Source organism: Streptosporangium sp. NPDC001559 (genome assembly GCF_042893955.1).
Lineage (GTDB): Bacteria > Actinomycetota > Actinomycetes > Streptosporangiales > Streptosporangiaceae > Streptosporangium.
On the sequence record NZ_JBIAVG010000017.1, the window covers coordinates 57,577 to 71,528 of the forward strand.

Here is a 13,952-nt window from a genome sequence, read left to right on the forward strand (position 1 = left end):
GCCTGGGCGCCGTCCGGCGAGTCCTGGAGGCGCGGCGCGCCTGATGGCTCAGAGGTACAGGCCGGTGCCGTTGTCGGTCTGCGGAGTGGCGATGGCGTGCAGGTCACGCTCGCGCATGACGAGATAGAGCTGCCCGTGCACCTCGACCTCGTACTGCTCCTCGGGGTTGAACAGGACCTTGTCGCCGACCTTGACGGAACGGGCGTTCGCCCCCGCGCCGCAGACCTCACCCCAGACCAGCCGGTTGGCCATCTTCACCGTCGCGGGAATGACGATGCCCGCGGTGCTGCGGCGCTCCTCCGACTCCTGCTCGATCTTGACCATGACACGGTCGTGGAGCATCTGAATCTCGAATTTCGGGTCACCCACAGGAGAAGCTTATGGGAACGGCGCCCCTGGGCCACCGGTGATCCGGCGGGCCGCCGGCCGTACGGCCCAGGCGAACCTTGAAGTCCCCCGAGGGGCCGAAAGTAGGATTTTCCGCTATGACGTCCTCTGAGCTCGTGAACGACTTCGTCGCCTGGCACCTGGAGAGCAACCCCGTCCAGGCCACCCTGCTGGGGGCCGAGGGCTACGACCGGACCCTCGGTGACCTCTCCGAGGCGGGCTTCCTGGCCAGGGAGGGTGAGTCCCGGCGCTGGCTCGAACGCCTCGCGCGGGCCCCTCAGGAGGAGGGGTTCGAGGAGGAGATCGACCGCGAACTCGTCGTCTCGACGCTGCGGGGCGCCCTGGCGTACGAGGACTGGCCGACCTGGCGGCGTGACCCGGCGGTCTACGTGGGTACGGTCTTCGGCTCGATGTTCAGCCCGTTCCTGCAGCGCCTGGCGCCCGAGGCCGAACTGGTCGAGGCGGCGGTGGCCCGGCTGGCCGAGGTCCCCGGCGTCCTGGCCGCCTGCCGGGCCAACCTCGACCCGGCGCTGGCCTCCGAGCTGCTGGTCAGGCGGGGACTCGGTCAGGCGCGCACCGCGCGTAACTTCCTCACCGTGACGGTCCCCGGCCTGGTCGAGGACGAACGGCTGCGCGCCCGCCTGGCCGAGGCGGCGGAGCCCGCCGCTGCGGCCTTCGACGACCTGGTCGTCTTCCTTGAGGGCTTCCGGGCGGGCGGCACCTGGCGGATGGGGGAGGAGCTGTACTCCAGGCTGCTGCACGAGCGGGAGACCCTGGGGTACGGCGCGGCCGAACTGCTCAAGCGCGGCCAGGAGGCTTACGAGGAACTGGACGCGCAGATGCGGGAGGTCGCGCTCCGGCTGCCCGGAGGCACCGAAGACTGGCACGCGGCCGTCACCGCGCTCCAGGACGACCACGCGCCGACCCTTGAGGACATGCGGGCCGAGTACGAGGCCGAGACCGAGCGGGCCAGGCGGTTCGTGCGTGAACGCGGCCTGGTGACGTTCGCGGAGGGGGAGGAGTGCCGCGTCGTGCCCTCCCCGGAGTTCCAGCGGCCCATCCTCGCCGTCGCCTCCTACCTGCAGCCCCCGCCGCTGTCCACCTCCCGGATCGGGCACTTCTTCGTGCCCTTCACCCCCGACTCCTTCACCGGGGAGCAGGTCCGCCAGCGGCTGCGCACGAACGCCAGGGCGCAGATGCCCTCCATCGCCGTCCACGAGGCCTACCCCGGTCACCACTGGCACCTGTCCTGGGTCGCGGGCAGCCCCCGCCGGGTCCGCAAGCTGTTCCGCACGCCGTACTTCGTCGAGGGCTGGGGCCTGTACGTGGAGAAGGTCATGCGGGAGCAGGGCTACTTCACCACCGCGGCCCAGGAGCTCGCCCACCTGGACTTCCGGCTCTTCAGAGCGGCCCGCATCATCGTGGACACCTCGCTGCACTGCGGTGACATGACCGTCGAGGAGGCCGAGGAGTTCATGACGACGAGGTCCACGCTCACGCCGGGGACCGCCAAGGGTGAGGTGGACCGCTACTGCGCCTGGCCCACCCAGGCGCCGTCCTACCTGACGGGCGCCCTGGAGATCGACCGCATCCGGGACGACTACCTGGCCGCGGGACGGGGTGACCTGCGCGCCTTCCACGACAGGCTGGCGGGCTCGGGCGGCCTCCCCCTCGGCCTGGCCCGCAGGGTCGCCCTGGAGGGGTAGGACGCCGGCCGGGCTCTCGGCGAGGCCGGGGATCCGGCCGGCGTGGGGTGTCAGGCGGGCAGGCCGGACTCGATGGGCAGGCCCGCCTCGGCCCAGTCCTGGATGCCCTCGCGGTACTTGCGGACGTGGGTGTAGCCGAGCGCGGTCAGTCGCCTGGCCACCGCCTCGCTGTTGCCGCAGGAGGGGTTGGAGCAGTAGGTGACGACGGCGGCGTCCTTGTCGGGGAGCAGCCCGGCGGCGCGCTCGGCGACCTCGCTCTCGACCAGGGCGATCGCGCCCGGCAGGTGCTGCTGCGCGTAGTACTCGCCGCCGAGGGTGTCCAGGACGACGACGGAGCCCGTCTCGATCGCGGTCCTCAGCTCGTCGCGGGTGATCAACTGGGTCATGACCGGCCTCCCGAAGGATAAATGGACTATAGTCCGTTTTTGTGAACAGGAGAGAATTTAACGGACTACGGTCCGCTTCGTCAACCGAGCCGCTACGCGTGCTGATGGGCGAGCCGCCCAGGGAGCGCGCCGACGCCGCGCGCAACCGTACGAAGGTGCTGGCCGCCGCGGCGCGGCTGTTCCGCGAGCGGGGGGTGGACGGCGTCTCGATGGACGCGGTCGCGGCCGAGGCGGGCGTGGGCAAGGGGACACTGTTCCGCAGGTTCGGCGACAGGTCGGGTCTGGCCGTCGCGCTCCTCGACGAGCGGGAACGCGAACTGCAGGAGGCGATCCTGACCGGCCCCGCGCCCCTTGGGCCCGGCGCGGAGGCCGCCGAGCGGCTGGCCGCGTTCTTCGAGGCCTATCTCGACTATCTGCTGGCCCACCTCGACCTGGTCAGGGTGTCGGAGACCGCGAGCCCCGGCGCCCGTTACCGCATCGGCGCCTACCGGTTCTGGCACCGGCACGTGGCGATCCTGCTCGCCGAGGCCCGCCCCGGCTGCGACGCCGACCCGCTGGCCCACGCCCTGCTCGCGCCGCTGGCCGCCGAGCACATGACGGCCCTGGTCGCCGAGTACGGCCGGGCACGCGCCAGAAAGGCCGTACGCGTACTCGTCACGGAGTGAGAATCGTGCAGACGAACGTGCATGCGAACGTGCAGATGCCCGATTCGCCCTGAACTGCTAGGGAATCGGCGTCAGACGTAGGTGCCGCGAACCTCGACGATGTCGGCGAGCGGGAACTCCAGATAGTCGCCGGCCTCCTCGCACCAGGCGTCCAGCGTCCCGCCGCGCAGCTCACCGTGGCTGATGGTCGCGGTCAGTCCGTCGGCCAGCGTGATCGCGGCCCGCACGCCCCGGTCGACCACGAAACCGAGCAGCGACTGCTGGGCGGTGGGCAGGCGGGAGGCCATGCGGCCGATCACCGCCCACGTCCTGCCGTTGCCACGGGCGCCGTCCCCGGTGGCCAGCAGCCGCCTGGCGTGCTCACCCGGGTCCGGAGGGGCGTCGAGGACCGGGTACGGCGGCTGCTCGAACTCGGCCACCCGCCCCCCGGGCAGCAGGATCAGCCGCCCGCCCTGGGGCTCCTCGATCCGGGCACGGCGGACGGTGATCTCCCCGGTGTCCTCCACCGGGACCGGGGCGTAACCGTTCTCCCGCAGCGCGGCCAGGGTCTTGGCGGCGGGCACGGAGCTGGCGAGCACGGTCGGCGCGAGCAGCCGGAGCCCCAGCCTGCCCAGCCGCCGGTGACCGGCGATCTCGGCCAGCAGCACCGGGTCGGAGGCCTGGACGATGCAGGCGACCGTGGTCACGGTGACCTCGCCGTGCCGCCTGGCGATGTCGCGCACGAGATAGTCGAGCGGCTGCGGCACCGTGCCGACCTCGGCGAGATCGGCCAGCAGGTCGTCGGCGGAACATCCGGTGTCCATCGCCCGCCGTATGCTCGCCGGGCTGAAGCGCCACACCGAGGCGGCGCCCCTGGACTCGCGGTCGGCGGTCCGGTCGAGCAGCTCGGCCAGTTCGGCGGAGGGGGGACCCGTCACCACGGCGGTCAGGTCGGCACCGAACAGCGCGCTGCGCCGTACGCTGGCCAGGGCCCTGATCGAGCACTCGGCCAGGAGCGGGTCGTTCTCGACGAGCGGCACCGAGTCGTCGTTCTCGTCGCCGGCCGTCTGCAACGCGGCCAGCGCGCGCCCCAGGTCGGTGATCGTGTCGTAGGCGACCAGGCCGAGCATCCTGGCCTCCTCAAGCGCGGCGGGCGCGCACTCGCCAAGCAGCGGGCGTTCGAGCAGCGGGGAGTGCCAGTGGGCCGCCTCGACGAGCCCGGCCTGGTCGGCGCACGCCGTACTGGCGGGCAGGCGGGCCAGCACGCCCAGAACCGCCCGTCTGGCGCGGGCGACCATGATCCCCGCGGGGTCGTCGCCGAGCACCGTGCCGTATCTGCCGTCGATCCGGCGCAGCGACGAGCGTTCCATGCGCCACCAGGCGGCGAGCAGCACCCGGAGCCTGGCCGCCGCGTCGTCCAGCCGCCAGCGGTCGAACTTCTCGGTCGGCACCAGGCCGCCCGCCGTGTCGTCCCAGGCCAGCAGCCGGGCGACCGCGCAGATCTCCAGCAGCAGCCGGGTCTCGTCCTCGTCACAGCCGATGTCCTTGGCCAGCCTGCGCACCTCGCGCACACCGACTCCGCCCGCCTTCAGCAGCGGCAACGGGATCTTCGCGGTGTTCTCCAGCATCGCGGCGCAGCGCTCGACCACGTGGGGCGCCGCCAGGGTCATCAGGTGGTCGACGGCCTCGGGGTCGACGGGGACGGTCGCCAGGTCGGGCGGGGCGGGGGTGAACGGGGGGTGGTAGTCGGCCCCGCGCAGCGCGAGCGCCACCTCCCTGGGCATCTCGGCGGTGTTCCAGCTCGGCCGGAAGAGCAGGCCGTGGTCGCCCGCCCACTTCTCCGGGGAGCCGGGGACCACGAACCGGCCGCCGTCGACGCCGCGGGACGGGCCGTCCCAGGCGAACTCGTCGAGCAGCCTCCTGGCTCCCTCGGGAGCCCGTTCCAGCAGGGCGGCGAGGCGGCCCGGGTCGGAGAGCACCTCGATGATCTTGCTGACCGTCTGGCGCTTCTGCCCGTTGGGCAGGCCGAGGGCCCTGGCCAGCGCGCGCAGGGCGTCGGCGCTGACGGTCCACGAGTTCAGGTAGTGGGCCAGCGATTCGCCGAGGCCGCACGGAGCCGTCCAGCAGCGGGCCAGGCCTCCGGCGAGCCGGATGCGTCCCTCGTCGTCGGGCCAGGCGAGGGCGTGGTCGGACAGCAGGTCGATCCAGGGGGCGGTCTCGGCCTCCGAGACGCCCATGAACCCGGCCAGCGTCTCAAGGTCGACACGGCCGCCCAGGGCCAGGGCCGCCTGCGCGACCTCGAAGGAGGGCAGGGGAAGGGCGCGCATGACCGCGGAGATCGCGGATCCGTTGCCCAGCCGCTGCGCCAGGGTGTCGAGGCGCCGCGGCCACGGTGCGGCGATGGCGTCCGGCCGGTTGGCCAGGATTCGGGTGAGCCGTTCTTCGTCGAGGGTCTTCAACCAGCCGAGCAGGTGATCGTCCATCTCGCAGCTCTCTGCAGGAATCTCACACGGGGACTCTCCGTGAGCCATAAACATCCACGGTAATGCAGAGGGCGTCGCCAGGGGACGCACCGCGCAGAATGCGACAGGTTCACAGGATGTTCACCGTGTCACCGCCAGGTCAGCACATGGTCACTGCCAGGTCACCGTCGGGTCGGCGGTGGGTCGGCGGCTGGCGGGAGGCCGGGATCGGCACGGGTTTGGCCGGTCCCGGGACCGCTCGCGGGGGTGCGTCACGGGCCCGGGACCGGCCGGCGCCAATGAGGGAAGAGGCGGCGCCGTCCGGGATGGTCTTCGCGGGGGTACTGCGGGGGCGTCAGCCGAGGACGGCCCAGACGATCTTTCCGTAGGGGGCCAGGGGAGCCCAGCCCCAGCGCACGCTCAGCGACTCGACGATGTGCAGTCCGAGCCCGCCGATGTCCAGGGGTGACGGATCGCGCAGCGCGGGAAAGCCCGATCCCGGGTCGTTGAGCGCGCAGGTGACCAGTCCTCCCCGGCGCAGCAACGAGAGCCTGATGGGTTCCTTGGCGCGTGACTCGGCCAGGCGCAGGCCGTGTCTGAAGGCGTTGGTGGCCAGCTCGGAGACGATGAGCTCCATGTTCTCGACCAGGTCGGTGAGCTTCCAGCCGGTGAGTGTCCCCGTGGCGAAGCTGCGGGCGGAGTGCACCGACTCTGCCTGCGGGGGAAGCACGAAGGTGGCGCTCGCCATGGCCGCTGATCCGGAGAGAAGATCGCGTGCCGTATCGGGCCACCAGCCGACGGGGGGCCACCAGTCGAGCGCCGTCCAGGAGGTCCGGGAGAGCGCGGTGTGGGCGGACTGCACAGCGATCATCATGGTGCAAACTCCCGTGCAGGTGCAAGAGCGAATGCACGTGCATAAGGTGCGTGCAACCGCTACGGTTACCCATGAAATCGGCAATCGGACAGAAAGGGGATCTTGTCCGCGGCTGGGAAATCTTGGGCCGCGAAGTGACAGACTGTCGATCAGGAAAGCGAGCGAGGAGCAACCACGTGTCCATGGACCCGCCCGGTACCGGTTCCACCGTTCGGCGCATCATGCTCGGCGCAAGCCTGCGTCGCCTGCGTGAGGAGAAGGGGCTTCCCCGTGAGGTGGCCGGATTCCACATCCGGGCCTCGGAGTCCAAGATCAGCCGGATGGAACTGGGTCGCGTCGGTTTCAAGACACGAGACGTGGAAGACCTGCTCACCCTGTACGGCGTGCTCGACGACGCAGAACGGCGCGGCCTGCTGGAGATGGTCCGCGAGGCGAACACCCCCGGCTGGTGGCACAAGTACGGCGATCTCCTGCCGAACTGGTTCACCACCTATGTGGGGCTGGAGGAGGCGGCGAACGTGATCCGCACCTACGAGGTGCAGTTCGTTCCCGGCCTGCTGCAGACGGCGGCCTACGCGCGCACCGTGATCCGGTTGGGCTACCCGGACGTGCCGGAGGCGGAGATCGAGCGTCGTGTGCATATGCGCATGCAGCGTCAGGAACGCCTGACCAAGAAGGACGGTCCCCGCCTGTGGGCCGTCATCGACGAGGCGGCCCTGAAGCGCCCTATCGGAGGACGGGAGATCATGCGCGAACAGCTCCAGCACCTGCTGGAGGTGGCCGCGCTGACCAACATCACCATCCAGGTGATGCCCTTCCGCTTCGGCATGCACGCGGCCGAGGGTGGTGCGTTCAGCATCTTGCGGTTTCCCGAGTCCGACCTGTCGGACGTCGTTTATGTCGAGCAGCTCTGGGGTGCCCTCTACCTGGACAAACGTGAGGACATTGATCCATACCTCACGGCCATGGAGCAGCTGTGCGTGGAAAGCACCACGCCTGGGGGCACCGCCGAGATCCTCGGCGACCTTCTCAGAGAGATCTAAATGAACCACACCTACAACGGCATGCCCGCCACGGACCTGGCCGGGGCGAGTTGGCGTAAGAGTCGTCACAGCAACTCGACGGGCAACTGCGTCGAGCTGGCGGAACTGCCCGACGGCAGTATCGCGGTCCGGAACTCCCGCTTTCCCGGGGGGCCGGCACTGATTTACACCCGCGACGAGATCCGTGCGCTGGTGCTCGGGGTGAAAGACGGGGAGTTCGACAGCCTTACGGTGTAACGCCGTTTTCACATCGGGGCGAGTGATTAACCTCGCCGTGCCGATGACGTAACCCGGGGAGCGGGTCGGCGGAGAAGAGTGTGAGCCAACAGCGAATGGGGGCTCAAGCCATGCTCGACCGGATGACCCTGTATCCCGTGGCCGACGACGTGCTGTTCGCACCAGGCGGTCGCGTCGTGATCCGCACATATGGTGTCGCCTCGCAGGCCACAGGCGACGGTGCGACCACTCCGGTGTCCTACCGCACATGGGTCACCGGAGTACGCGACCAGCCCTGCCACTGGAGATGGAGGCACTGCGAGGAGGCCCGCGCGGGCCACCAGGGAGTGCTGATGTGGTTGACGGGCCGCGGACCGCGGCCCGGCCCTCAGACGGGGGCGTTCCAGGTGAGCGCCACCGGTTCGCCGTGCTCGAAGCCCAGCCGGGAGTAGGTCCCGGTGTCCAGGCGGAACAGGCGGCCGTCCTGCGCGGGAAGTCCCAGCCAGCGGGCGCACAGCACCCGCAGCAGGTGACCGTGCGCCACCACGGCGACCGTGCCGTCCGCGGCGCGGGCCCTGGAGATCACCCGGTCGGCGCGTGCCGCGACCTCCTGCGCGCTCTCGCCGGGATGCTCGGCGTCCCCGGGGACGACCCCGTCGCGCCACAGATACCAGCCGGGGCGTGTGCGCCGGATGTCCACGGTCGTGACGCCCTCGTAGCCGCCGTAGTCCCACTCCCACAGGTCCGGGTCGATCTCGTAATCCGTCAGCCCGGCCAGCTCCGCCGTACGGCGGGCCCGCGAGGCGGGGCTGACCAGGGTCAGCCCGAAGGACCCGCCCCCGACCAGCGGCGCGAGCGCCCGCGCCTGCTCCTCGCCCCTGGGGGTCAGCGGCAGGTCGGTACGTCCCGTGTGACGCCCGTCCCTGCTCCACTCGGTCTCACCGTGCCGCAGCAGAATCATCTCGTCCATATGTGATCCATCATGCCGGTACGGCCTCCTGGTTCTGGTGGGGTGGGTCCCTGATGAGCGCACGACCGGCGGAAGGGGTCATGAGAAGCTGGGGCCGTGACGATATCTGTGGGTTTGGTGGGCGCGGGACCGTGGGCGGAGATGGTGCACGCACCGGTTCTCGCTGCCGGACCGGACACGCGCCTGGTCGGTGTGTGGGCACGGCGCCCCGAGGCCGCCGCCCGGTTCGGGGTCCCGGTCTACGAGCGGATCGAGGAACTGTTCGACAACTGCGAGGCGGTCGCCTTCTCCGTGCCGCCCGCCGTACAGGCCGAGCTGGGGGTGCTCGCCGCGCGGGCGGGCAAGGCGCTGCTGCTGGAGAAGCCACTCGCCGCAGACCTCGACGGGGCCAGACGGCTCGCCGAGGCGATCGCCGAGGCAGGAGTGCCCTCCCAGATGGTCCTGACCTGGCGTTACTCCGCGGCGACCAGGGCCTTCCTGGCCAGGGTCTCGGCCATCGAGCCCTTCGGCGGCAACGCGGTCAGCGTCTCCGGCTCCATGCTGGGCGGCGACTTCGCCACCCCCTGGCGACTCGAACGAGGTGCGATCCTCGACATCGGCCCGCACATGATCGACATGCTGGACGCCGCGCTCGGCCGGATCACCGGTGTGCGCGCGCACGGCAACCCGCGTGGCTGGGTCGGCCTGCTGCTCGAACACGAGACGGGCGCGGTCAGCGAGGCCTCGCTGTGCATGAGCGTCCCCGGTGAGACGTCGCCCTCCAGGGTCGACGTGTACGGCAGGCTCGGCAGCGAGCACCTCGACGGGAACCGCCTCGGCTCCGACTCGTTCGCCGTCATGCTCTCCGAGTTCGCCGAGACCGTCGCCCGCGGCGGCGGCCACCCCCTTGACGCGGCACACGGCCTACGCCTCCAGGAGGTGATCGCCGAGGCCGAACGGCAGTTGCACTAGAGAGCCCTGCCTCTCTGCCCCGCCTACGGCGTCGCGGGCTTGGCCGCTTCGGGTCGGTGTCCTCCCTCGTCGCTCCGTCGCCGCGCTCCCGCGTTCCTCGGTCCAGACACCGACGCGCCCAAGCCGACACCCCTCACGCACGGCTCCGGGTTCGCAGAAGTCGGGAGGGTGGACTTGACGGAGGCGAGGATCGGGGGGATTGATAGCGTTTGTTTGTTGCACGGCGTGTAGCGAAGTCCGGTGTGAGTCCGGCGCTGTCCCGCAACTGTCATGCTCAGAGGAGCGTTCTCCCTGATCGAGCCAGGTCGCCTTCCGCCGTGCCGACGCTGTCTGCCCTCGTGGAAAGGGTGACCCCGTCCCTTCACGGGTCTCTCCTGTTCCGATGACCGAAAGGATCCCCCGAGTGAGGCCCGCACGTATCGCCCTCGTCGGCGCGCTGTCCGGTGTGCTTGCCCTGTCCGGATGCGCCGGGAGCACCGGAGGCGCCGGAAACACCGGGAGCACGGCCGACCCGTCCGCGACGACGGCGCAGTCCCCGCAGGGGGCGGCCTTCCCCGTCACCGTCCAGGCGGGCAACGGCCCGGTCGTCGTCCAGAAGCGCCCGGAGCGCATCGTCTCGCTGTCGCCGACCGCGACCGAGAACCTCTTCGCCGTCGGCGCGGGCCCCCAGGTCGTCGCGGTGGACGACCAGTCGAACTATCCCGCGCAGGCGCCGAAGACCACCCTGTCCGGGTTCAAGCCGAACGTCGAGGCGATCGTCGCCAAGAAGCCCGACCTGGTCGTGCTCGCCAACGACATCGACGGCGTCGTCGGCAAGCTGGGCGCGCTCGGCGTCCCCGTGCTGGTCGAGCCCGCGGCGGCCAAGCTCGACGACGCCTACGACCAGATCGCCGACCTGGGCCTGGCCACCGGCAACGTGGACCAGGCCGGTGAGGTCGCCGGTGACATGAAGAAGCAGATCGAAGCCCTCGCCGCCGAGGCGCCCCAGGACAAGAAGCTGACCTACTACCACGAACTGGACAGCACGCCGTACTCGGCGACCTCGACGACCTTCATCGGCCAGATCTACGGGCTGTTCGGGCTGACCAACATCGCGGACAAGGCCCCCGACGCGGCGGGCGGCTACCCGAAGCTCTCCGCCGAGTTCGTCGTCAAGGCAGACCCGGACCTCGTCTTCCTCGCCGACACCAAGTGCTGCGGCCAGTCGCGGGAGACCCTCGCCAAGCGTCCCGGCTGGTCCGGGCTCTCGGCGATCAAGAAGGACAGGGTCGTCGCCCTCGACGACGACCTCGCCTCCCGCTGGGGTCCCCGTGTCGTCGACCTCGTCAAGCAGGTCGGCGAGGCCGTCCGGAAGACCGCGACCAGTTAGTTGACATCCTCCCGGCCCCGAAAGGACCGGGATTCCCAGCCGAAACCGGGTGGTTCGCGGTTCACAGCCCCGCCCAACGGCTGGAGGGCTCCCCGCGCTGCCACCCCATGCCCTGGGGCGGTCACGCAACGCCAGCTTGGTTATCGCCGGCCCGATCACCGTAGCCAACCCCGCCAAGCACATCCGGAGAACGCCATGAGAGACCGTTCCGCATCTCCCCCCCGCCCTGAAGGACGGGGCATCCATGCTGGAGGAACGTGGTGACCGGTCTCTCCCGTCCCTCAACGGGCGCGTCCTCGCCGGAGAAGGCCGGTGCCCGCCGTGACGCGGCCCCCGGCCTCCTCCGGACGGCGGGCAAGCGGCTTCCCCGCCGGACCGCGGGGCCGCGCCCGTTCGTCACACTGGCGGCCTGCCTCCTGCTGCTGGCGAGCATGCTCGCCGCCCTGCTGGTCGGCGCGGCGGACATCGCGCCGCGCGGGGCCGCGCTGCAGCTGCTCGACTGGCTGCCGTTCGTCTCCGCCGACTCCGGGCTCGCGCCGGTCGAGCGGGCGTTGCTGCTGGAACTCAGGCTGCCCAGGGTCCTGCTCGCCGCGATCGTCGGCGGCCTGCTGGCCTGCGCGGGCGCCGGGTACCAGGGGGTGTTCCGCAACCCGCTGGCCGACCCCTACCTGCTGGGGGCCGCCGCCGGGGCGGGCCTGACGACGACGGCGGTGATCGTGTTCACGACCGGCGAGGGAGGCACGCTCCTGGTGCCCGGCGCGGCGTTCGCCGGGGCGATCGGCGGTGTCCTGCTCGCCTACGCGCTGGGCAACGTCGCGGGGCGGGGCGGCGGTACCGCGACGCTGGTCCTGGCCGGGGTCGCCGTGACCTCCTTCCTCACCGCGGTCCAGACGTTCCTGCAGCAGCTCGACGTGGAGGAGCTCCAGCGCGTCTACGGCTGGATCCTCGGCAACGTCGGCGGCGGCTGGGAGCAGGTCAGGCTGATCCTGCCGTACGCGGCGGTCTCCGTCGTGGTCATGCTGCTGTACGGCAGGCTGCTCGACGTGCTGTCGGTCGGCGACGACGAGGCGGCCAGCCTCGGCGTGAACGTGGCCAGGGTCAGGCTCGTGGTGCTGCTGGCCGCCTCGCTGGCCACCGCCTCCGCCGTGGCGGTCAGCGGGCTCATCGGCTTCGTCGGCATCGTCGTCCCGCACGTGGTCCGTCGCCTGGCCGGGGGGTCCTACCGGGTGGTGCTGCCGTTGTCCCTGGTCGGCGGGGCCGTCTTCCTGGTCCTGGCCGACCTGGCCGCCAGGACCGTGATCGCCCCGGCCGAGCTGCCCATCGGTGTGGTCACGGCCTTCGCGGGGGCGCCGTTCTTCGTGGCCGTGCTCCGCCTCACCCGGCGGGTGGAGACATGAGCCGCGTCGAGGCCAGGGGGCTCGGTGTCGTCCTCGGCGGGCGGGCCGTGCTGTCCGGTGTGGACCTGCGGGCGGGTGCGGGGGAGTGGCTCGCCGTCATCGGAGCCAACGGCGCGGGCAAGTCCACCCTGCTCAGGGCGCTGGCCGGGCTGCTGCCCCACTCGGGCGAGGTGCTCGTCGACGGCGCGCCGGTGCGCGGGCTCAAGCCGAGGGAACGGGCGCGACTGCTGGCCTACGCCCCGCAGACCCCGGCGCTCCCCGGGGACATGACGGTCTTCGACTACGCGATGCTCGGCCGCACACCGTACATCCCGCACCTGGGCAGGGAGAGCCGGGAGGACCGGGAGGTGACCGCCTCGGTGCTCGACCGGCTCGACCTGTCCCCGCTGGCCGCCCGCGCGCTCGGCCACCTGTCGGGCGGGGAGCGCCAGCGGGTCGTGCTCGCCAGGGCGCTGACCCAGCGGGCGTCGGTGCTGCTGCTCGACGAGCCGACCACGGCCCTGGACCTGGGGCACCAGCAGCAGGTCCTCGAACTCCTCGACCGGCTCAGGCTGGCCGACGGCCTGACCGTGGTCACGACGCTGCACGACCTGAGCGTCGCCGGGCAGTACGCCGACATGATGACGCTGGTCGCCGGCGGTGGGGCCGCGGCGGCGGGCACTCCCGCGCACGTCCTCACCGAGGAGCTGATCGGTGAGCACTTCGACGCCCGGGTCCGTGTGGTGGCCGACGCGGGCGGCAGACCACAGGTCCACCTGGAGCGCCCGTGAGACTCGGACTGAGCAGTCGTGAGGAGGACGGGGCCACGCTGACCTCGCTGCTGTGGGAGTGCGGCCCCGGCTGGCGGGCGATCTCCTCGGCGATGCTGGGCGGCGGCGTCGGGCCGGTCGGGTGGGTGCTCAACGCCCAGGTGGCCGGGGGTTACTCGCGGATGGACCCGGTGGCGCACCTGCTGGAGATGGCCCCGCCGGGACCCGGGGTGGGCATGCTGACCGCGGCGGCCGTCGACCGGTTCACCACGGCCGCCGACGGGGGAGTCGAGGTCGCGGCGACCGTCGGCCTGCGCGTGCCGACCTGGGCGGCGGCCCCCGAGGGGACCCCCGACCCCGAACTGGCGCCGATGTACCTGCCGGGGACGATCAACATCGTCGTCGCCGTCCCGGTGGCGATGACCGACGCCGCCCTGGTCAACGCCGTCATGACGGTCACCGAGGCCAAGTCCCAGGCGCTGGCCGAGGAGGGTTTCCCGGGTACGGGCACCGCCTCGGACGCGGTCTGCGTCGCCGTGCGGGAAGAGGGGCGGGCAGAGCTGTTCGGCGGCCCGCGCTCGACCTGGGGCGCCCGCGTCGCCCGTGCGGTGCACGCCGCCGTACGGCAGGGCGCCCGTGACTGGATGGGCAGGAACGGCCGGACGACTTGGGAACCATCTTCAGGACTGTCCGAAATGTAGGGATTGGTGGTTGATCTAGGCGTTGTCTTCGGAGGTCTGGTGGGATGTGTCCTGGTCGAACGGTGATTGTTTGTCTACTGAATACTTATCCGGGTGA

Annotated in this window: 14 protein-coding genes and 1 riboswitch; of the genes, 9 read left to right on the forward strand and 5 right to left on the reverse strand. The window is 71.2% G+C overall.

The window, feature by feature from the left end:
* Window positions 1-48 precede the first annotated feature (48 nt).
* Window positions 49-369 (reverse strand): co-chaperone GroES, encoded by a 321-nt coding sequence (locus ACFYY8_RS32230; protein WP_352008736.1) that lies wholly within the window; start codon window positions 367-369, stop codon window positions 49-51.
* A gap of 116 nt (window positions 370-485) precedes the next feature.
* Between ACFYY8_RS32230 and ACFYY8_RS32235 the strand changes: the two genes are divergently transcribed.
* Window positions 486-2,093, forward strand: a complete 1,608-nt coding sequence (locus tag ACFYY8_RS32235) for a DUF885 domain-containing protein (protein ID WP_390047524.1) — start codon at window positions 486-488, stop codon at window positions 2,091-2,093.
* A 50-nt stretch (window positions 2,094-2,143) separates the two neighbouring features.
* Here the strand turns inward: ACFYY8_RS32235 and ACFYY8_RS32240 are convergent, their stop codons facing one another.
* Entirely contained in the window at window positions 2,144-2,479 is a 336-nt protein-coding gene (locus ACFYY8_RS32240; protein ID WP_390047526.1) for a rhodanese-like domain-containing protein, read from the reverse strand.
* 104 nt (window positions 2,480-2,583) lie between these two features.
* On the opposite strand from ACFYY8_RS32240, the gene ACFYY8_RS32245 reads away from it, so the two are divergent.
* The gene (locus ACFYY8_RS32245; RefSeq protein ID WP_390047790.1) at window positions 2,584-3,144 is read left to right on the forward strand and encodes a TetR/AcrR family transcriptional regulator; all 561 of its coding nucleotides are present in this window, start codon (window positions 2,584-2,586) and stop codon (window positions 3,142-3,144) included.
* A 71-nt stretch (window positions 3,145-3,215) separates the two neighbouring features.
* Here the strand turns inward: ACFYY8_RS32245 and ACFYY8_RS32250 are convergent, their stop codons facing one another.
* Together ACFYY8_RS32250 and ACFYY8_RS32255 are read right to left on the reverse strand one after the other, a co-directional pair.
* Window positions 3,216-5,606, reverse strand: coding sequence for a helicase-associated domain-containing protein (locus ACFYY8_RS32250; RefSeq protein WP_390047528.1), 2,391 nt, complete (start codon window positions 5,604-5,606; stop codon window positions 3,216-3,218).
* A 334-nt stretch (window positions 5,607-5,940) separates the two neighbouring features.
* Window positions 5,941-6,459: an ATP-binding protein gene (locus tag ACFYY8_RS32255; RefSeq protein ID WP_352008740.1), complete on the reverse strand. Its 519-nt coding sequence runs from the start codon at window positions 6,457-6,459 to the stop codon at window positions 5,941-5,943.
* Between the two features lie 221 nt (window positions 6,460-6,680).
* Between ACFYY8_RS32255 and ACFYY8_RS32260 the strand changes: the two genes are divergently transcribed.
* Window positions 6,681-7,502, forward strand: coding sequence for a helix-turn-helix transcriptional regulator (locus ACFYY8_RS32260; RefSeq protein WP_352009446.1), 822 nt, complete (start codon window positions 6,681-6,683; stop codon window positions 7,500-7,502).
* The gene (locus tag ACFYY8_RS32265) at window positions 7,503-7,739 is read left to right on the forward strand and encodes a DUF397 domain-containing protein (protein WP_184715044.1); all 237 of its coding nucleotides are present in this window, start codon (window positions 7,503-7,505) and stop codon (window positions 7,737-7,739) included.
* 367 nt (window positions 7,740-8,106) lie between these two features.
* Here the strand turns inward: ACFYY8_RS32265 and ACFYY8_RS32270 are convergent, their stop codons facing one another.
* Window positions 8,107-8,688: a histidine phosphatase family protein gene (locus tag ACFYY8_RS32270; protein WP_390047530.1), complete on the reverse strand. Its 582-nt coding sequence runs from the start codon at window positions 8,686-8,688 to the stop codon at window positions 8,107-8,109.
* A gap of 96 nt (window positions 8,689-8,784) precedes the next feature.
* Between ACFYY8_RS32270 and ACFYY8_RS32275 the strand changes: the two genes are divergently transcribed.
* The 5 genes from ACFYY8_RS32275 to ACFYY8_RS32295 all read left to right on the forward strand — a co-directional run bounded on the left by ACFYY8_RS32275 (window position 8,785) and on the right by ACFYY8_RS32295 (window position 13,855).
* Window positions 8,785-9,639 carry a Gfo/Idh/MocA family protein gene (locus tag ACFYY8_RS32275; protein ID WP_390047532.1) on the forward strand — a complete coding sequence of 285 codons (855 nt, stop codon included), beginning with the start codon at window positions 8,785-8,787 and terminating at the stop codon, window positions 9,637-9,639.
* 230 nt (window positions 9,640-9,869) lie between these two features.
* Window positions 9,870-9,923: riboswitch (cobalamin riboswitch) on the forward strand.
* Window positions 9,924-10,042: 119 nt separating this feature from the next.
* On the forward strand, window positions 10,043-11,008 hold the full coding sequence (locus ACFYY8_RS32280; RefSeq protein WP_390047534.1) for an ABC transporter substrate-binding protein: 966 nt from the start codon (window positions 10,043-10,045) through the stop codon (window positions 11,006-11,008).
* A gap of 431 nt (window positions 11,009-11,439) precedes the next feature.
* Window positions 11,440-12,405, forward strand: coding sequence for a FecCD family ABC transporter permease (locus tag ACFYY8_RS32285; protein ID WP_390047792.1), 966 nt, complete (start codon window positions 11,440-11,442; stop codon window positions 12,403-12,405).
* Window positions 12,402-13,175, forward strand: coding sequence for an ABC transporter ATP-binding protein (locus tag ACFYY8_RS32290; RefSeq protein WP_390047536.1), 774 nt, complete (start codon window positions 12,402-12,404; stop codon window positions 13,173-13,175). Before ACFYY8_RS32285 ends, ACFYY8_RS32290 begins: the two co-directional genes overlap by 4 nt.
* Entirely contained in the window at window positions 13,172-13,855 is a 684-nt protein-coding gene (locus tag ACFYY8_RS32295; RefSeq protein WP_390047538.1) for an adenosylcobinamide amidohydrolase, read from the forward strand. The genes ACFYY8_RS32290 and ACFYY8_RS32295 overlap by 4 nt, the downstream gene beginning before the upstream one ends.
* Window positions 13,856-13,952 lie beyond the last annotated feature (97 nt).